Consider the following 18876-nt stretch of genomic DNA (forward strand, 5'->3'; position numbering starts at 1 on the left):
GCCGCACCGGACAGAAAGGTGTTCTGTTCGGTACGGAGGGCTACTTCTTCTTCTCCACCAGGAAGCAGCAGATGGTCGCCGTCGTGACCGTCTCGTACGTGCGGTCGTCGCGCAGGTGCCCGGCCCGTTCGAGGCTGATCGCCCCCTGGGCCGCCGCCCACAGCGCGTCCGCGATCTTGCGGGGCTGCGTCGGGATGAGGTACCCGGACGAGATGCAGTCGGCGATCACCCGGTCCAGGATGTTCAGTGCCGCGCGGGCCAGGGTCCTGGCGCGCTCGCTGGGCTCGAAGCCGGGGATCGCCCGCTCGAACATGAGGCTGTAGTAGCCGGGCTCGGACAGGCACGCCTGCCGGTACGCGGGCCCGAGCGCGGTGAGGTGCTCCAGCGGGTTCCGGCGTGGTGACACAGCCTCAAGAAACCGGCGGAAGCGCTCGAACCCCTCCAGATAAAGCGCTTCCGCCAGACCCTCCCGGTTGCCGAACATCGTGTAGATCACGGTCGTCGTGCACCCCGCCTCGGCGGCGATCCTGCGCATGGTCAGGCTCTCGGCCCCGTCCGACGCGAGCAGGTTCACCGCCACGTCGAGAAGGCGGGAGCGGAGCTCGTCGTGGCTTGCGCGCTCACCCAAGAGGTAGGCGCCTTGCAGTCCCAGCGGCACTGAGGTCATGAGACCTCCCATGTGGCCAAGGACCAACGCATCCTTGTGACCTCACGTTGTTCGGTCACGGGGCCCACGCCTTTCTGATCGGGGGCCCACCGCACTGGAGACCCGCACCCGGTGACTTAGCCATGGCGGAGATCGCTCAAACCACTCCGCATGGTAAACATCCCGAATTAGGTCTACTTCTGTTACATCGTGGGTATACCACGGAGCTTGTACTTAACGGTGAGGCCTCGTGGGAGGCTTGTGCACCGTGGTGTAAATCCCCGATCCTCCGCTTGGCATAACGTCATGGGTATGGACGTGCGTACCTTCTGGCTGGCCGGCCGCGCCGCGACCGGCGACACCGAGCTCACTGTGACCAACCCCCATGACGGTCGCGAGGTCGGCCGGCACTCCGTACCGACAGATGCCCAGGTCGAAGCGGCCATCGCGGCCGCTCACGAGGTGGCGGGGCAGGCCGCCGCGCTGCCGGTGCACGTACGGGCCGAGGCGCTGGCCCACGTCTCGCGCCGCCTGTCGGAGCGGGCCGACGAGATCGCCCGGCTCATCACCGCCGAGAACGGCAAACCGATCTTCTGGGCGCGCGGCGAGGTCGGCCGGGCCGTCGCCACGTTCCGCTTCGCCGCGGAGGAGGCCCGCCGCTGGTCGGGCGACGTTCAGCGGCTCGACACCGAGCCGGCCGCGGCCGGGCGCCTGGCGTACGTGTCGTGGGTGCCGTACGGGCCCGTGCTGGCCATCACCCCGTTCAACTTCCCGCTGAACCTGGTCGCGCACAAGGTCGCCCCCGCCATCGCGGTCGGCGCCCCCGTCATCGTCAAGCCCGCCCCCGCCACGCCCCTGTCGTCACTCGTGCTCGGGGAGATCCTGGCCGAGACCGACCTGCCCGCAGGGATGTTCTCGGTGCTGCCGATCGAGAACGAGCGCGCCTCCGCGCTGGTGCAGGACCCGAGGCTGCCGGTGGTGTCGTTCACCGGCTCCGCGCCCGTCGGGTACGCCATCGCCGACCAGGTCCCGCGCAAGCACGTGACGCTGGAGCTGGGCGGCAACGCGGCCGCGGTCGTGCTGGCCGACGCCGACCTCGACTGGGCGGCCCAGCGCATCGCCCTCTACTCCAACTACCAGGCCGGCCAGAGCTGCATCGCGGTGCAGCGGGTGATCGTCGAGCAGCCGGTCTACGACGCCTTCGTCGAGCGCCTGCTGCCCGCCGTGTCCGCCCTCGTCACCGGTGACCCGTCGGACGAGAAGACTCAGGTGGGCCCGCTGGTCTCGGAGCACGCCGCGGAGCGGGTGGACCAATGGGTCCAGGAGGCCGTCGCGTCCGGGGCCCGCGTCCTGGCGGGCGGCACCCGCGAGGGGGCGACGTACGCGCCGACGGTGCTGGACGGTGTCCCGCAGGACGCCAAGGTCGCCTGCGAGGAGGTCTTCGGACCCGTCATGATCCTCCAGCCGGCCGCCTCGATCGACGAGGCGTACGCGCTGGTCAACGACTCGAAGTATGGTCTGCAGGCCGGGGTGTTCACCCGCTCGCTGGACGCCGCCTTCCGCGCCAACCGGGAGCTGGAGGTGGGCGGCGTGATCATCGGCGACGTGCCTTCGTACCGGGCGGACCAGATGCCCTACGGCGGGGTGAAGGACTCGGGGATCGGACGCGAGGGGCTGCACTCGGCCATGGCGGACCTCACGTACGAGAAGGTCATGGTCCTGACGGGACTCTCGCTCTGAAGCCCAGGCGGTCACTCGCGCTTCTGGAAGCGCGAGTGGCCGTTGGGAAGGTGGTGCGTACAGCACTCGATCGCGCTGCTGCGGAATTGGGCGTAAGACAGGTTCTGGCCTGCCGGGCGGCTGAGCAACCTGAGCTCGACCGCCTTCTCCAGGATGAGCGGCGCGTCGGACTCCCGATAACGTCCGGCCGAGACTTCCGATTTCAGCACCTTTTTAGGGTCTTCGAGGCGTCCTGTGTCCTTACCCCGATATTTGGCAGGGACCGACCAGGACGGCGCGAACGCACTCAACGCCTCAGGGAAAAGCAGGAGCCACGCTTCGATCTCAGCAACGGCCAGCACATAATGGGCCGTTCCTGACCGCATGGACGCCGCCAGGGCCTTCTCCACTCGTTCCCGGATCGCTGGATGCTGGTCACTGTCCACGCCGTCGAGGTCTTCATGCACGAACACGCAGGCGACGTCCGTCTCCTCCAAAGCGGCCCGGGCGCGAACCTTGGCCGCCAGCGTCTCGGCCCTGGCGGCCAAGACGGCGCTGCTCGCCTGATGAAGGGTGGGCTTGTCGTTGATCTCCACGATGCGGCCACGCATGTCCGGGCACCACTGCTCCAGCAGCACCCGCATGCTGCGCCGGTCGTTGCGATCCTCACCTGCGAGAACGACGATCGGCTTTCGTGTCGCCTTGACGCGGGTGCTGCCGCGACGGTTCACAGATCACCGCCCAGAGCCCCTGAGAACCAGAGCTCCCCGAGCGGAAGCCCCTCACTGGCACGGACGATCTGCTCGACCTTGTTCCTGGAGATCGCCGGAATCAGTGACGAGCCGTCGTCGCCGCGCTCGCACACGATGAGCTCCTCCGGTTTGAGCCGATCGGCCAGGGCCGGCGAGTGAGTGGCGATGATGAATTGCGTCTTGTCACCCGCCTCACGCACCCGCTCCACGAGCAACTCCAGCACCTGAGGGTGCAGCCCGTGATCGATCTCCTCCACGCACGTCAAAGCGGGTGGGTACGGGTCGTGCAGCATGGCGAGCAGCCCCAGCAGCCGGATGGTCCCGAAAGAGGCGTCCGGCAGCGGCGTCGGCTCGCGCAACCCCCGCTCTTGCAGCATCGCCAGCACAGTGGGCTGACCGGCCAGCCGTACGTGGTCGAACTCGATGGCCTCCAACTGGGGCAACACGTCGGCCACATCAGCGTGCAACCGCTCCCAGGCGTCCGGGTGGTTGGCGCTCAGCCAGAGGAGAAAGGTCGAGAGGTTCGAGGCGTCACTCGCGATGCCATCGCCCGATCTGAGCGGAGCGAGAGTCGGTTGCGCCGCTGCACGGACGTTTACTTCAAAGATCCGAAAGCCCCGCAGCAGCCCAGCGACCTGCTCCGTGATCGGCCCGAACTTCTCGTCGCTCAGCCTCGGCAGCGTGGACAGCCCGCTACTCAACGGCTGGATCCCGATCTCATCTCCCGGCTGTTCGGGAAGCGGCGCTGAAGTATCGGGACCCGCGGCGCGGGTGATCGCCGAATTACCCGAGACCGTGATCGTCCGCAACACGTGCCGGTCCGCGCTGGAGCGAAAGGTCTCTTCCCTGGTGAAGGGCGCTCCGGTGATCCGCAGGTCGTACTCTTCCTGCCGGTCGCCTGGGGTGGGGGACCATGACCCTTTTATGCCGATTCGCAGATATGTGGCCGGTTCGGTGCCGCCGTGGAAGACGAGCCGTTCGAATCCGCCACGCGCGTCCAGCGCCGGGACCAGATCCGTGTGCACGATGTCAGCCAGAAACCGGAAGACTTCGAGCACGTTCGTCTTGCCCGCGCCGTTCGGCCCGACGAGTACGTTGACCGGCCCCAGCGGCAGAGTGACCTGCCGGAGGCTGCGGAAGTTCTCCACTTCCAAAGAGAACAACCGATGATCCGTCACCGTGCTCACCCGCTCCACATCCCGCATGACTTCGTCCGCTCCACCAGCGGCAACAAGGCTACGCGTGCTCTCCGCCCGTTGTCGTGCCGCTTACCGCAAGCTGTGGGCCCGGAGCGTCTCATCCAACTCCCGGACGTGAGTGTTGCCCGCCCAGGGCTCCAGCCGGGTGCGCGTTCGGGTGATCTGGTCGGTCAGGCGAGCCGAGCTGTGCTGCGAGGCGATCTCCGCGGCCTCCGACAGCCGCGCCGTCGCCTCGGAAACCTCCTTGGCCAGGGCCAGCGCGGCCGCGTATCGGACGAGCGCGAATCCGCGGTCTGGTCGTCGGCTCGGCGGGCGTGCAGGGTGAGCTTCTCGAACGTGCGCGCTGTCATCTCGTCCACGCGCCAGGTCTTCCGCAGCACTCCGGCCAGGCGTTCTTCCTCGTCCGGGGTGAGCACACGCAGGAGGTCGAGCGCCGGGGCGCCGCCGAGCACCAGAGCCAGTTCGAAGAGCAGCTCGCGTCGTTTCACGTCGGTCTCCTCGGCACCGATGGCGCGCGGCGGCCCGCGCCCTGGCCAAGCCTCGAAGTCGTACAGCCGGGACTCCCGCAGCGAGGCTGTGCCCGCGGGGTCGGCGTCGTTGACGACGGACACCACGTCGGCGGCGGTGCGGCCGTGTGCCGGCCGGTAGAGCCGTAACGGGCTCACCGTGTGGGTGAGTGCGAGCACCTCGGCGACCTGATCCCACGTGAAGCCTTTGCTACGCAGGCGCTTGCTCCACGCGCGAGCCCGCAGCAGCACCCGATTGCCCTCACCGGACATCACGCACCCCCTCTGGCCTGGGATTGCATACGTATTCCGCCGCCGTATTCGTTCCCGGGCAACGTGAGCCGCGTGCCATCCAGCGCGAGCTCATCGATGCGATGATCGACCTGCACCCCGGCGGGCTGGTCTGGCGGCGTACGTTCGCCGGATCCACCGACCAGATCCCGCGCGTGCGCCACTTCGCCCGCTGCCTCCTGGCCGACTCCCCGTGCCAGGACGACGCCGAATCGATCGTCGCCGAACTCGCCGCCAACGCCCTCCAGCACACCGCCAGTGGCCACCCATAGGGGCACCTTCATCGTGGAGATCACCCGCAGCACGAGGACGATCACTGTGGCCGTCTACGACTGCGGATGGGGCGGCGTCCCGCGGGTCGAGACGGAGACGCGCCGAGGACGAGCGCGGGCGTGGTCTGGCCGTTGTCGCCGCGATCGCCGATCAGGTCGGGTGCGAAGGCGCCGACGAGGTGGGACACCAGGTCTGGGCCAGAATCTCCGCGTAGAGGCTTAGCCCACGGTGACGGTGGGGGACGAGTCGTCGTCGAGGTCGACCTCGACGCCCATCTCCTCGGCCAACCGCAGCGCCTCCTCGATCAGCGTCTCGACGATCTGCGACTCCGGCACCGTCTTGATGACCTCGCCCTTGACGAAGATCTGGCCCTTGCCGTTGCCGGAGGCCACGCCCAGGTCGGCCTCGCGGGCCTCCCCGGGGCCGTTGACGACGCAGCCCATCACGGCCACCCGCAGCGGGACCTTCATGCCCTCCAGGCCCGCCTGGACCTGCTCGGCGAGCGTGTAGACGTCCACCTGCGCGCGCCCGCAGGACGGGCAGGAGACGATCTCCAGGCCGCGCTCGCGCAGCCCGAGCGACTCCAGGATCTGGGCGCCGACCTTGACCTCCTCCACCGGAGGCGCGGACAGGGAGACCCTGATCGTGTCGCCGATCCCCTCGGCCAGCAGGGCTCCGAAGGCGACGGCGGACTTGATCGTCCCCTGGAAGGCGGGACCGGCCTCGGTGACGCCCAGGTGCAGCGGGTAGTCGCACTGGGCGGCCAGCAGCCGGTACGCGTTGATCATGACGACCGGGTCGTTGTGCTTGACGGAGATCTTGATGTCGCGGAACCCGTGCTCCTCGAACAGCGAGCACTCCCACAGCGCCGACTCCACCAGCGCGTCGGGCGTGGCCTTGCCGTACTTCTGCAGCAGGCGGGGGTCGAGCGAGCCGGCGTTGACGCCGATCCTGATCGGTACGCCGTGGTCGGCGGCAGCGCGGGCGATCTCGCCCACCTTGTCGTCGAATTTCTTGATGTTGCCCGGGTTGACCCGGACGGCCGCGCAGCCCGCCTCGATGGCGGCGAAGACGTACTTCGGCTGGAAATGGATGTCGGCGATGACCGGGATCTGCGACTTCTTGGCGATGATCGGCAACGCGTCGGCGTCGTCCTGCGACGGCACCGCCACCCGGACGATCTGGCAACCGGACGCGGTGAGCTCGGCGATCTGCTGCAAGGTGGCGTTGATGTCGGCGGTCACCGTGGTCGTCATCGACTGCACCGAGACCGGCGCGTCGCCGCCCACGGGCACGTTGCCGACCATGATCTGGCGGGAGTGGCGGCGTTCGGCGAGCGGCTTCGGGCGAACCGTCGGAATGCCGAGAGCTACAGGAGACATTTCAACCCTTAATGTGACGACGGTTTCCAGTTTAGGTAGTCAGCGGGACTGCCCGACTGTGAGTTCGGCCGCACGCGCACGGGCCCAGGCGTCGGCCGCCAGCACCTCGTCCACGGAGCCGGCCGGGGTGACCTCATGCTCCGTCACGACCTGGGCCACGGTGTCGACGATCGCCAGGAAGGGCAGCGCGCCCCGCATGAACGCCTCCACGCACGCCTCGTTGGCCGCGTTGTAGACGGCGGGCGCGGTGCCGCCCGCGCTGCCGACGTGCCTGGCCAGCGCGACCGACGGGAACGCCCGGTCGTCCAGCGGCTCGAACGTCCACGTGTGCGCCTTGGTCCAGTCGATGGGCCGCGCCGCGCCGGGGATGCGGTGCGGGTGGCCGAGCGCCATCGCGATCGGCAGCCGCATGTCGGGCGGGCTGGCCTGCGCGATCGTGGAGCCGTCGACGTATTCGACCATGGAGTGGATGATCGACTGCGGGTGGACGACCACCTCGATCCGGTCGAACCCCAGGTCGAACAGCAGATGTGCCTCGATCACCTCCAGCCCCTTGTTGACCAGGGTGGCGGAGTTGATGGTGATCACCGGGCCCATGGACCAGGTGGGGTGGGCCAGCGCCATCTCGGGCGTGACGTCGGCCATCTCCTCGCGCTTCATGCCCCTGAACGGCCCGCCGCTGGCGGTGATCACCAGCTGGCGGACGCTCTCGGGGTCGTGGCCGTCCGGCCCGGAGGCCCACAGGCACTGCTGGATCGCCGAGTGCTCGGAGTCGACCGCCAGGATCTGGCCCGGCTTGGCCAGCCGCTTGACCAGCGGCCCGCCGATGATCAGGGACTCCTTGTTGGCCAGCGCGAGCGTCCTGCCCGCCTCCAGCGCGACCAGCGTGGAGGTCAGCCCGAGCGCGCCGGTGATGCCGTTGAGCACCATGTCGCACTCCCAGCCGGCCACCGCCGCGACGCCGTCCTGGCCGCCGAGCACCGTGGGCGCGACGCCGTGCGCCGCCAGCGCCTCCTTCAGCGCGGGAACGGCCGAGGCGTCGGCCACCGCCACGACCTCGACCCCGAACTCGGCCGCCTGCCTGGCCAGCGACTCGACCTTGGCGCCGCCTGCCGCGAGCCCCGCGACCCGGAACGCGCCAGGGCCGGCGGTGGCGATGACGTCGAGGGCCTGGGTGCCGATCGAACCGGTGGAGCCGAGCACGACGACTGAGCGGAGGGTCTCTTCATGCACGTGTCCATTGTCCCCGCTGCGCGGCGCAGTCGGGCACGCGGGACCCGTCGTACCGGAAGTCCCGCAGTTATGTGACTCGAGATAACACAGTGAATTTGTGCCCGAATATCGCTATATCGGTATGCGCATATCTTGAGAAATCGGGATATTGGTGCCGCTACTTTCCAAGCCCAGGTCCGGTTTCGGGAGGTACGTAATGCACCGCAGACTTGCTCTGCTCTCCACCCTCACGCTCGTCGCGGGGAGCGTGGTCCTGTTGCTCCCCGCGGGAGGGGCGCAGGCCGACGCCCGCGCGTCCGCGCAGGTTTCCTTACAGGCGCGGCCGAAGCCGGCGCAGCACGCGGCGGCGGACTCGGCGTCCGAGCAGCGGCAGGTGCTGACGTACTGGACCGAGCGCAGGATGGAGGCGGCACCGCCGCTGGACGCACCGAGACCCCAGCAAGGCAAGGGCGGGCTGGCGGCGGATGCGGGGCAGCCTGGAGAGCCCACCGAGGGCACCCCGTGGACGGCGCCGCCCACCAGCGCTCCCAGCGGCGGTGGCGCCGCGGCGGTGCAATCGGCCAGGAGCCCGGGTGAGCCGTGGGCCGGCGGCGGCACGGTCGTGCGGACCACCGGGCGGGTCTTCTTCACCACGCAGGGGCGCAACGCCTCGTGCTCGGGCTCGGCGGTGACCAGCGCGAACAAGAGCGTGGTGCTCACCGCGGGCCACTGCGTGAAGCTGAACGGCGCCTTCCACACGAACTGGGTCTTCGTGCCGGGCTACAACGCCGGCAACCGCCCCTTCGGCACCTGGGCCGCCACCAGACTGCTGACCACGCCGCAGTGGAACGCCAGTGAGGACATCGGTTTCGACGTCGCCGCCGCCGTGGTCGCGCCGCTGCAGGGCAAGACGCTGGTGGACGCCGTGGGCGGCCAGGGCGTGGCCTTCAACCAGCAACGACGCCAGCAGATGTACGCGTTCGGCTATCCGGCGGCAGCACCCTACGACGGCTCGAAGCTGATCTACTGCAGCGGCCGGGCCTTCGACGACTTCCTGCTGACCGACGACCTCGGCCTGACCTGCAACATGACGGGCGGATCGAGCGGCGGCCCCTGGATGCTGAATTTCAACGAATCGACCGGACTCGGCACGCAGAATTCCGTCAACAGCTTCAAATACAACTTCGCCGCCAATTGGATGTTCGGCCCATATTTCGGGAACGAGGCGCAGGCCGTCTACCAAGCCGCCCAAACCACCGGCGCACTCTGAGCAACTTACCGAAAGTAGTCACAAGAACACATCTCGTAGTGCACACTCGGGGGGCATGACCTTGAGCACCCCCCTGCTTGCGGCAGCTCCGCTCCTGGCGGGGCTGTTGGGCCCCGCCCTCATCGGCGCGGCCCCCGGTTCGCAGCAGGCCGATCGACCCGCCGTCGCACCCGTCCACGAGCCACGGCGGGCCAGGACCGAGATAGTCGAGCACGCGGCCGCCCGCACCGCGGCCGAGCAGCAGCGCGTGCTCGACTACTGGACGCCGGAGCGGATGGCCAAGGCGCTGCCGATCGGCCTGCTCGACCTCGTGACGAGCGCCGACGGCCTGCTGGGCGGCGGTCTGACCGGCGCGGCTCGTACGGCCCCCAAGACCGGCGCCGCTCCCAGGACCCGTTCCGCGGCCGAGGCCCGCACGGTTTCCGAGGCCCGCACGGTTTCCGAGGCGCGCAAGCTGCCCGTCTCACCTCGCGTACTCAAGGGACTGGCCCCCGCGCGGGACCTCGCCGTCCCGCTCAGGACCGGCGCCAAGCCGCTGACCAGCACCGTCGGCTCCCGATGGGTCACCGGCGGCCTGGTGGCCAAGACGACGGGCCGCGTGTTCCTGACCGTCGGCGGGGCCGACTTCGTCTGCTCCGCGAGCACGATCAGGAGCGCCAACAGGGACGTCGTCGTCACCGCCGGCCACTGCGTCAAGGACGGCGCGGGCGAGTGGGCCGCGAACTGGACGTTCGTCCCCGGCTACGGGACGGGCAGTGAGCAGCCGTACGGCCAGTACGCGGCCCGCCGCATGTTCGTCGCAGGCCCCTGGTCGCGCAGCGGCGACGACGACTACGACGTGGGCATGGTCGCCCTGGCCACGTCCAAGGGCCGGCACGTGGCCGACGCCGTGGGCACCCAGGAGATCGGCTTCAACGTGGCCCGCGGCGGCCAGGCGTTCGGCTTCGGCTACCCGGCCGACCCGCCGTACGACGGCGGCCACCTCGTCTACTGCGCGGGACGGCTGAAGGACGACCCGCACGGCCAGACCCGCGACCAGGGGCTGGGCTGCGACATGACGGCGGGTTCGAGCGGCGGCCCCTGGATGACCGCGTTCGACGCCGCGACCGGCAAGGGCACGATCACGTCGCTGAGCAGCTTCAAGTACGTCGACGACCAGCGCACGATGTACGGCCCCTACCTGGGCGACGCCGCCAAGTCCCTCTACGCGACGGCGCAGCGCGCATAACCGGCTGCAATGGACCGATGACAGAATGGCAAGCTTTTCCCCATACCCGCAGTCGTCACCGGGCCGCCCACGGGAGCATCGCAAGGCCTTATGACAAGGAAGGGGAACGGGTGAAGCGGCTAGTGGGGGTTGTCGCCGGTATCGCGGTGCTGGTTGCCGGGATGGCGAGCGCGGACAATGCGATGGCCCGCAAGGGGGCGCCGGCGTCCGCGGTGGTGTGGGGGACCTGTCCCGCGGTGGCGGGCAAGGCCGTGTCGGCCGAGCTCGAATGCGCCACCGTGAAGGTGCCGCTCGACTACCGCGAGCCCATGGGCCAGTCGATCAAACTGGCACTCAACCGGATCAGGGCCAAGGTCTCCAGGGACGCCAATCACCTGGGCACGCTCCTGGTGAACCCGGGCGGGCCCGGGGCGTCGGGACGGAACCTGACGGAGTTCGTATCCTCGGCGCTGCCCGAGGGGCTGGGCCAGCGCTACGACGTCGTCGGCTTCGACCCGCGCGGGGTCGGCGGCAGCGAGCCGGCCGTGCACTGTGTGGACCCGGCCACCTATTACAAGGCCCCGAGGCCCGACGCGGTGCCGCACGGGCGGGCGGCGGAGAAGACGCTGCTGGCCAGGGCCACCGAGTACGCCGGCCGCTGCGGCAACCTCTGGTCGTGGCTGCTCCCGCACCTCACGACCGAGAACTCCGCCAGGGACATGGACGCGATCCGCGCCGCGCTCGGCGAGGAGAAGATCAGCTACCTCGGCTACTCGTACGGCACCTACCTCGGCGCCGTCTACGCCACGCTCTTCCCGAGCCGGGTCAAGCGCCTCGTCATGGACAGCACGGTCGATCCCACCACCGTCTGGTACGAGTCGAACCTCAAGCAGGACCGCGCCTTCGAACGCCGGCACCGGCTCTTCCTCGCCTGGACGGCCAAGCACAACAGCGTCTACAAGCTGGGCGCCACCGCCAAGCAGGCGTCCTTCGCCTATTACGCGATGCGCGACCGGTTGCGCGCCCGCCCGGCCGGCGGGATCGTCGGGCCGAGCGAGCTCGACGACACCTTCACCGTGGCCGGGTACAGCGACAAGATCTGGCCGCAGTTCGCCCAGGCCTGGTCCTCGTACGTGCGCCAGGGCGACGTGAAGAGCCTGCTCGACATCTACAACCGGCACGGCAAGCAGGACGCGGAGGACGAGAACGGCTACGCCATCTACCTGGGCGTGCAGTGCCGCGACGCCAAGTGGCCGCGCCAGTGGGACAGGTGGCGGACCGACATGGTCCGGCTGCACTCCCGAGCGCCGTTCCTGACCTGGCCGAACGCCTGGTTCAACGCCCCCTGCGCCTTCTGGCCGGTACGCGGCGGGCAGCCGGTCCAGGTGCACGGGTCGCCGAAGCTGCCGCCGTTCCTCATCCTCCAGTCGCGCGACGACGCCGCGACGCCGTACAAGGGGGCGATGAAGATGCGCGAGCAGTTCCCGAAGGCGCGCATGGTGATCGACGGCGGCGGCAACCACGGGGTGTCGCTGGCGGGCAACACCTGCGTGGACGGGCATCTGGCGGCGTACCTGCGGGACGGAACGCTGCCCAGGCAGGACGCGTCGTGCGCGACGCTGCCCGAGCCACGCCCGGCCGCGCACATGACCTCGGTGACCCCCCAGAACCAGCCCGATCTCCTCGGGATCCTCGGTGTGCTGGGGCTTGTCGCCCGGAGGTAGACGTCAAGAATGGGTTACTGTGGGCAGTGCCGGATGAGCTAATCGGTAACCCTTCGCGTAGTCTGACCATGTGATGCTGCGTACATCGGCGTCGCGCGTGCTCGACGACAGCGACCGGGACGAAGTCCTCGCCCTGCTGGACTCCGATCCGGTCGCCAACGTCTTCGTCTCCTCCAGAGTGCGGGCCGTCGGACTCAATCCGGCCAGGCTCGGCGGGCAGATGTGGGGGTTCGGACCGCGCGGTGGCCTCGTGTCACTTTGTTACGCCGGGGCCAACATGGTGCCGGTCAACGCCGGTCCCGAAGCCGTGCACGCCTTCGCCGACCGGGCCAGGAAACAGGGGCGGCGGTGCTCGTCCATCGTGGGCCCCGTCGATGCCGTCTCGCTGCTCTGGGAGCGGCTGGAGCCGCACTGGGGCAGGGCCCGGGCGATCCGCTGGGCACAGCCGGTGATGGCCACCTCGCGCCGCTCGCCGGTGCCGCCCGACCCTCTCGTACGCCGGGTGCGGCCGGAGGAGTTCGACGTCCTGCTGCCGGCGTGCGTGGCCATGTTCACGGAGGAGGTCGGCGTCTCGCCCAATCTCGGCGACGGCGGCGCCCTCTACCGGACCAGGGTCGCCGAGCTCATCAGGATCGGCCGCTCCTACGCCCGCATCGACGACGGGAAAGTCGTGTTCAAGGCGGAGGTGGGGGCCGTCACGCCGCACGCGTGCCAGATCCAGGGCGTCTGGGTCGCCCCCGAGCTGCGCGGCAAGGGGCACGCGGTGGCGGGCATGGCCGCCGTGGTCGAGGCCGCGATGAGCTGCTTCGCCCCCGTGGTCTCGCTCTACGTCAACGACTACAACCATTCCGCGCGGTCCGTCTACCGCAAGGTGGGCTTCCACGAGGTCGACACGTTCATGTCGGTGCTCTTCTAGCCTCTTCCGCGAGGGTCAGAGGCGGACGAGCTTGTCGAAGAGCCTGGCCAGCTCGGTGCCGGGGTCGGCGGTGAGGCCCGCGTGCACCGGCCCCGCCTGCACGATCGTGCTGCGCGGCGCGGTCAGCCAGCGGAACCTGCCGCCGAGGGGCTCGCCGGCCAGCGGCCCTGCCTCGTCCCCGCAGGCCAGCTCGTACGCGCCCAGCGCGCGGCGCACCGCGTCGACGTCGGCCCCCGGGTCGAGGGCCCGCAGCCGGACGGGGTCCAGCTCGACCCGAGCGCACAGGTAGCCGCGCGGCTGGCAATAGAGCAGCACGCCCGCGTTGATCAGCTCGCCCCGCTCCACCCTGGGCATCACGCGGATCGCCGCGTACTCGTAGACGTCCCTGGTCACCGGCTGCCCCCGTCGCGTGTGCCGCGCCAGAACTCGCCGACGGACCCGGGGCCGGAGCGTGGCGTCCGCTCCTCACTGCGTACGAGCCATTCGCCAGGCCCGTGCGCCCGCCGCAGCAGATGATCGACGTACGCCTCGCGCACCGCCCCTGGCGAGTCGAAGCCGGGCTCGTCGCACAGCCACTCGTCGGGCACCAGCTCCGTCACGGTCTCCAGCAGCTCCCTGTCGATCTTCCCGGCCAGCAGGGCGCCCGCGCCCGCCACATCGGTCGCGAAAGGTGCGAGCACGTGATCGTCCGCGTCGAACGGCCGCTGCGGGTCGGCCGTGCGCCAGTTGTGGTGGAACCAGAGCGCCGCGCCGTGGTCGATCAGCCAGGTCTCATGGTGCCAGACCAGCAGGTTGGGGTTGCGCCAGCTCCGGTCGATGTTGTGGATGAGCCCGTCGAACCACACCACCCTGGAGGCCAGCACCGGATCGGCCACCCACGCCAGCGGCTCGAACCCGAGCGCGCCCGGCAGGAAGTCGATCGCCAGGTTGAGGCCGGTGCTGGCCTTGAGCAGGTCCTGGACCTCCTCGTCCGGCTCCCTGATGCCGAGCTGCGGATCGAGGTCGATGAGTTTCAGCTCCGGCACCCTGAGCCCGAGCCTGCGCCCGAGCTCGGCGGCGATGATCTCGGCGACGAGCACCCGCCGCCCCTGACCCGCCTCGCGGAACTTCACGACGTACGTGCCCAGATCGTCGGCCTCGACGACGCCGGGCAGCGATCCGCCCTCCCGCAGCGGGGTCACGTAACGGGTGGCCGCGATCTTTTCCAGCACGAGATGAGGCTATCGTCCCTTCTCAGTGGCGCGGGAGCCCGGTCCGGCGCCTGACGGGCCCTGGGCGGTCAGGACTTGGCGATGACCTCCTCGGCGAAGCGCTCCATGGTGGCGATCTTGAGCTCCAGGCTGCCCTCGCCGTAGCGGGCCTTCTCCTCCGGGGTGGCCAGCCACCACGGGGCGGCCATGGTGCCGGTCACGCCCTTGGCGGCGAAGTGCCGGTAGGTGTCCGCGTCGGGGAGCACCGCCAGCGGGGCGATGATGTCGAAGTGCCCGGTCCTGCCGTTCTCGTCCAGGTGCCGCCGCAGCGTGTCCAGCACCGGGTCGAGCTGCTCCTCCGTGTAGATGCGGTTGCCGATCCAGCCGTCGCCCAGCCGGGCGGCCCTGCGCAGGGCGGCCTCGCTGTCGCCGCCCACGTACACGGGGATGGGGGCGGCGGGCGTCGGCGAGATCGACAGCGCGGGCAGGCCGTCCGGGCTGACCGTCTCACCGGCCCAGAGCGAGCGCAGCACCGGCAGCATCTCGTCGAGCCGCCGTCCGCGCGTGTGGAAGTCCTGCCCGGTGCCGGTGAACTCCTCCTTGCACCAGCCCACCCCCACCCCGAACGTGACCCGGTCGTGTGACAGCACCGCCGCCGTGGACACCTGCTTGGCCACGGTGAACAGGTCGCGGGCCGGCGCGATGTAGACGTTGGGGGAGTAGCGCAGCGAGGTGGTCACCGCCGCCATCGCCCCGATCGTCACCCACACGTCGGGCCAGTGCGTGCGCGCGTCCCAGCGCGGCCGCCCCGACCGCGAGTACGGGTAGGGCGTGGCGAAATCGGCGTAGAAGAGGTGATCGGACAGCGTCAGCGTGTCGAACCCGCACCGCTCGGCCGTCTTCGCCAGCTCCATGAACTGGCCGGTGTCGACGAAGGAGGCGCCCAGCCAGAATTTCATTGGAACTCCGGGATGACCTTGGTGGCGAACAGCTCCAGGTTGCGCTTGACCGTGTCGAGCGGCAGCACGCCCTGCTGACCTTGCATGTACAGCCCGAACCATTCCAGGTCGGGCATCCGGTCGAGCATCCGCTGGATGCCGCGCTTGATGTCGTCGGGAGTGCCGAACAGGGCCATCTCCACGTCGTTCATCCGCTTGGCGTCGCCCTTCTCCGGGGAGATGGGCTTGTGTTTCTCGTCCTCCTTCTTCCGCAGCACCTCCAGATAGCCGAAGGGGCCGAAGAAGGCGGCGAAGTCCTTGGGGATGCTGCGGCCGAAGGTGTTGATGGCCTCCTCGGTGGTGTCCGCGATCCCGACGATCTTGAGGATGCCGGTGTGCTCGCCCAGTTTGTACTGGCGGCCCTGCCTGGCGGACTCCTCCTGGTACAGCTTGGCCTTGGCGGCGTGGTCGTCGGGGTTGGGGGTGAACATCCACGGCAGGATGTTCTCCTGCGCGGCCCTGATCACCGACCGGTCCGAGATCGTGAACGGCTGCCACAGCTCGGGATGCGGGTTCTGGTACGGCCTGGGGCAGACGGAGACGGCCACCACCTTCCCGTCCTCCGACAGCTCGTCGGGCGCGCCGAAGGTCTTGGTCCACTCCTGCGCGGGCCAGCCCTCGATGCCCTCGTACGGGAAGGGCACCTGGTAGTCGAGCACGTCGGACTTGTAGCGGAGGGTCTCCTGCGTCCACGCCATCTTCATGATCTTCAGCACCTCGCCGAAGACGTCGAAGTTGCGCGTGTCGCTCGCCGAGCCGTCCGAGCGGGCGGCGGCCGCGTGCCAGCGCTGGCCCAGGACGTTCATCCAGCGGTTCTGGTAGCCGCGCGCCACCCCCAGCCGCAGCCGTCCCTTGCTGAACTGGTCGAGCAGCGCCACGTCCTCGGCCGCTCTGATCGGGTCCCAGGCGGGCAGCACCAGGCCGAGCGGCGCGAGCAGGATCCGCTCGGTCCTGGCGGCCAGGTCGGTCAGGAACATCAGCGGGTTGACCGAGAACTCCATGCCCTCCGAATGGAAGTGGTGCTCTGTCATCATCAGCGCGTCGAACCCGATCTGGTCGGCGTGGACGGCTATCTCCCGTACCTCGTGCAGCAGCTTCTGATAGGACTCCGTGTCGCGGCCGATAGGGCGCTTGGCCTTGGCGTTCTCCTCGGCCGCGTATCCGGAGCCTGGAATCTGCGGATTCAGGAAGATAGAAAACTTCACCGGGGACCTCTTTCCGCGAGATGGTCTTTCGCAAGGTACTCTGGAAATCTTAGCCGAGCAATCGCTTGGTTGACGACGAGGAGGCGGCATGAGGCTGGGCGTCACGATGTTCGCCACCGATCTGGCCATGCCGGTCCAGGACCTGGCCGTGGCGGCGGAGGAGCGCGGCTTCGACTCGCTCTACCTGCCCGAGCACACCCACATCCCCGTCTCCCGCCGCACCCCGCCCGCCGGGGGTCAGGGGGAGCTGCCCGAGGAGTACAAGCGGACGCTCGACCCCCTCGTCGCCCTGTCCTTCGCCGCCGCCGCGACCCGGCGGCTGCGCGTGGGGACCGGCATCCTGCTCGCCGCCCAGCGCGACCCCATCGTCACCGCCAAGGCCATCGCCACCCTCGACCACCTGTCCGGCGGCCGCGTGGTGGTCGGGGTCGGCTTCGGCTGGAACGTCGAGGAGATCGAGAACCACGGCGTCCCGTACGGTCGCCGCCGCGAGGTGGCCAGGCGCAACGTGCTGGCGATGCGGGCGTTGTGGCGGGAGGAGGTGGCCGCGTTCGACGGGTTCGAGCCGTCCTGGTCCTGGCCCAAGCCGATCGCGAGCCCGCCCGTCCATGTGGGCGGCGCGGCGGGGCCGAAGCTGTTCGCCCACGTCGCCGAGTACGCCGACGGCTGGATGCCCATCGGCGGCGCGGGGATCAAGGCGGCGCTGCCCGCGCTGCGCGAGGCGTGCGAGAAGGCCGGTCGGCCGATGGCCGAGGTGATCCCGTTCGGGACGCGGCCGACGAGGGAGAAGCTGGACTACTACGCCGGGCTCGGGATCGAGGAGGCGGTGGCCACGCTGCCCAGTGGTCCGGCCGGCGTGGTGCTGCGGGCGCTGGACGAATACGCAGAGCTCACTTGATGGCGGCATAATGATGGGATATGTCCGAGCTTCGTGCCGATGACCCGAGGCAGCTGGGGTCGTACCGGCTGTCACGCAGGCTCGGCCAGGGCGGTCAGGGCGTGGTCTACCTCGGCCGGTCCGAGCAGGGGACGCCGGCCGCGATCAAGCTCATGCACGCCACGCTGTCGGACGACCCCGCCGTGCGGCGCAGGTTCCTCGGCGAGGTCGAGGCGGTGCGCAGGGTGGCGGCGTTCTGCACGGCGCAGCTCCTCGACGCCGATCTCGAAGGTGACCGGCCCTATCTGGTCAGCGAGTACGTCGAAGGCCCCTCGCTGCGCGAGCACGTGATCGCCGAGGGGCCCCGGGAGGGCGGCTCGCTCGACCGCCTGGCCATCGGCACCGCCACCGCGCTCGGCGCGATCCACCGCGCGGGGGTCGTGCACAGGGACTTCAAGCCGGGCAACGTGCTGCTCGGGATCGACGGGCCGCGCGTGATCGACTTCGGCATCTCCCGGCTCCTCGGCACCTCCGCGACCACGAACCTGATCCCCATGGGCACCCCGGCCTACCTGCCGCCCGAGCGCATCAAGGGCGAGCAGGCCGGACCGGCGGCCGACCTGTGGGCCTGGGGGCTGACCGTCGCGTACACGGCCACGGGGCGGCACGCGTACACGGCGGACACCCACCAGGAGGTGCTGGCCAGGGTCCTGTACGGGAAGCCGGACCTGGGGGCGCTGACCGGGCGGCTGCGCGAGATCGTGGAGGCCTGCCTGGCGCCGGAGCCGGGGGACCGGCCGGACGCGGAGGAGGTGCTGCGGCGGCTCCTGGGGCAGGAGGGCGTGACCGGGGACGTGCTGTCGTCCGGCGCGATGGCCGCCGTCGGCGGCCACGCCGACCGCTCCCCGGCCGTCGCGCGCTCCGGCGTGTCCCGGGCCGACGCCGGGCGGGCGCTGATCGCCGCGCTGAACCCGGCCGCCGCGGGGACCGGGCCGATCGAGGATCCCGACCCGACCACCAGCTTTCCCGCCATCGTGGCCGCGGACCACCCCGAGAAGCCCGGCGTGGCCGCCGAGGCGGTACGCGCCAGGCGGCCGCGCGCCTGGCAGGTGATCGTCGCGCTGGCCGGGCTGGCCATGGGGGTGGCCGGGTTCGCCATCTGGCTGCGCGGCGCGCAGGGACCGGGGCTGGAAGGGACGTGGACCGGCTCGGCCCAGCATTTCACCGCGAACCGGATCTTCCCCGTCGAGGTACGCCTGGGCGCGGACGGCGGCGACATGCGCTGGGGCGCCGACCTGCACTGCACCGGCCGGGTCGGGCGCACGGACAGCGGCATGGTGTTCACCGTCGATCAGGTCACGGGCAGCGAGTGCTATCCGGGGACGCTGCGGCTGCTCCCGACGGCCGACGCGAACCAGATGGACATCAAGGTGACTCGCGAAGGTAAGGACGAAGTGACGTATTCCGGCAAGGTCGCGCGTACCTCCTGACTCTCTGTGTCACGGTCAG

18 protein-coding genes are annotated in these 18876 nt (G+C 69.9%); 8 read left to right on the top strand and 10 right to left on the bottom strand.

Annotated features, from left to right (window positions below):
* Positions 1–40: 40 nt before the first annotated feature.
* Entirely contained in the window at positions 41–667 is a 627-nt protein-coding gene (locus ABEA43_RS60675; RefSeq protein WP_345577533.1) for a TetR/AcrR family transcriptional regulator, read from the bottom strand.
* 291 nt (positions 668–958) lie between these two features.
* On the opposite strand from ABEA43_RS60675, the gene ABEA43_RS60680 reads away from it, so the two are divergent.
* Entirely contained in the window at positions 959–2386 is a 1428-nt protein-coding gene (locus ABEA43_RS60680) for an aldehyde dehydrogenase family protein (RefSeq protein ID WP_345577536.1), read from the top strand.
* Between the two features lie 11 nt (positions 2387–2397).
* Here ABEA43_RS60680 and ABEA43_RS60685 read toward each other — a convergent pair whose 3' ends face one another.
* The 3 genes from ABEA43_RS60685 to ABEA43_RS60695 form a co-directional block, all read right to left on the bottom strand.
* Complete coding sequence (locus ABEA43_RS60685; RefSeq protein ID WP_345577539.1) at positions 2398–3096, bottom strand: hypothetical protein; 699 nt, start codon at positions 3094–3096, stop codon at positions 2398–2400.
* Positions 3093–4322 (bottom strand): AAA family ATPase, encoded by a 1230-nt coding sequence (locus ABEA43_RS60690; protein ID WP_345577542.1) that lies wholly within the window; start codon positions 4320–4322, stop codon positions 3093–3095. Before ABEA43_RS60690 ends, ABEA43_RS60685 begins: the two co-directional genes overlap by 4 nt.
* Positions 4323–4486: 164 nt before the next feature.
* Positions 4487–5095 (bottom strand): hypothetical protein, encoded by a 609-nt coding sequence (locus tag ABEA43_RS60695; protein ID WP_345577545.1) that lies wholly within the window; start codon positions 5093–5095, stop codon positions 4487–4489.
* Between the two features lie 101 nt (positions 5096–5196).
* On the opposite strand from ABEA43_RS60695, the gene ABEA43_RS60700 reads away from it, so the two are divergent.
* The gene (locus ABEA43_RS60700; protein ID WP_345577548.1) at positions 5197–5385 is read left to right on the top strand and encodes a hypothetical protein; all 189 of its coding nucleotides are present in this window, start codon (positions 5197–5199) and stop codon (positions 5383–5385) included.
* A gap of 219 nt (positions 5386–5604) precedes the next feature.
* Here the strand turns inward: ABEA43_RS60700 and ispG are convergent, their stop codons facing one another.
* A complete protein-coding gene (ispG, locus tag ABEA43_RS60705; protein WP_345577551.1) occupies positions 5605–6768 on the bottom strand; it encodes a flavodoxin-dependent (E)-4-hydroxy-3-methylbut-2-enyl-diphosphate synthase in 1164 nt (387 codons plus the stop codon).
* Between the two features lie 39 nt (positions 6769–6807).
* Positions 6808–8001 (bottom strand): 1-deoxy-D-xylulose-5-phosphate reductoisomerase, encoded by a 1194-nt coding sequence (dxr, locus tag ABEA43_RS60710; protein WP_345577553.1) that lies wholly within the window; start codon positions 7999–8001, stop codon positions 6808–6810.
* A 196-nt stretch (positions 8002–8197) separates the two neighbouring features.
* On the opposite strand from dxr, the gene ABEA43_RS60715 reads away from it, so the two are divergent.
* The 4 genes from ABEA43_RS60715 to ABEA43_RS60730 all read left to right on the top strand — a co-directional run bounded on the left by ABEA43_RS60715 (position 8198) and on the right by ABEA43_RS60730 (position 13097).
* On the top strand, positions 8198–9250 hold the full coding sequence (locus ABEA43_RS60715) for a trypsin-like serine peptidase (protein ID WP_345577556.1): 1053 nt from the start codon (positions 8198–8200) through the stop codon (positions 9248–9250).
* Between the two features lie 55 nt (positions 9251–9305).
* A complete protein-coding gene (locus tag ABEA43_RS60720) occupies positions 9306–10478 on the top strand; it encodes a trypsin-like serine peptidase (protein WP_345577559.1) in 1173 nt (390 codons plus the stop codon).
* 110 nt (positions 10479–10588) lie between these two features.
* Positions 10589–12181 (top strand): alpha/beta hydrolase, encoded by a 1593-nt coding sequence (locus ABEA43_RS60725; protein ID WP_345577562.1) that lies wholly within the window; start codon positions 10589–10591, stop codon positions 12179–12181.
* A 73-nt stretch (positions 12182–12254) separates the two neighbouring features.
* On the top strand, positions 12255–13097 hold the full coding sequence (locus tag ABEA43_RS60730) for a GNAT family N-acetyltransferase (RefSeq protein WP_345577703.1): 843 nt from the start codon (positions 12255–12257) through the stop codon (positions 13095–13097).
* Positions 13098–13112: 15 nt separating this feature from the next.
* On the opposite strand, the gene ABEA43_RS60735 is transcribed toward ABEA43_RS60730, so the two are convergent.
* The 4 genes from ABEA43_RS60735 to ABEA43_RS60750 form a co-directional block, all read right to left on the bottom strand.
* Positions 13113–13490 (bottom strand): DUF3037 domain-containing protein, encoded by a 378-nt coding sequence (locus tag ABEA43_RS60735; protein ID WP_425570660.1) that lies wholly within the window; start codon positions 13488–13490, stop codon positions 13113–13115.
* Complete coding sequence (locus ABEA43_RS60740; protein WP_345577565.1) at positions 13487–14308, bottom strand: HipA family kinase; 822 nt, start codon at positions 14306–14308, stop codon at positions 13487–13489. The genes ABEA43_RS60735 and ABEA43_RS60740 overlap by 4 nt, the downstream gene beginning before the upstream one ends.
* A 68-nt stretch (positions 14309–14376) precedes the next feature.
* Positions 14377–15246, bottom strand: coding sequence for a TIGR03619 family F420-dependent LLM class oxidoreductase (locus tag ABEA43_RS60745; protein WP_345577568.1), 870 nt, complete (start codon positions 15244–15246; stop codon positions 14377–14379).
* Positions 15243–16490, bottom strand: coding sequence for an LLM class flavin-dependent oxidoreductase (locus tag ABEA43_RS60750; protein WP_345577571.1), 1248 nt, complete (start codon positions 16488–16490; stop codon positions 15243–15245). Before ABEA43_RS60750 ends, ABEA43_RS60745 begins: the two co-directional genes overlap by 4 nt.
* An 88-nt stretch (positions 16491–16578) precedes the next feature.
* Between ABEA43_RS60750 and ABEA43_RS60755 the strand changes: the two genes are divergently transcribed.
* Together ABEA43_RS60755 and ABEA43_RS60760 are read left to right on the top strand one after the other, a co-directional pair.
* Entirely contained in the window at positions 16579–17388 is an 810-nt protein-coding gene (locus tag ABEA43_RS60755) for a TIGR03619 family F420-dependent LLM class oxidoreductase (protein WP_345577574.1), read from the top strand.
* 20 nt (positions 17389–17408) lie between these two features.
* A complete protein-coding gene (locus ABEA43_RS60760) occupies positions 17409–18857 on the top strand; it encodes a serine/threonine-protein kinase (protein ID WP_345577577.1) in 1449 nt (482 codons plus the stop codon).
* Positions 18858–18876 lie beyond the last annotated feature (19 nt).

Source organism: Nonomuraea rosea, from assembly GCF_039539705.1.
GTDB classification, from domain to species: domain Bacteria; phylum Actinomycetota; class Actinomycetes; order Streptosporangiales; family Streptosporangiaceae; genus Nonomuraea; species Nonomuraea rosea.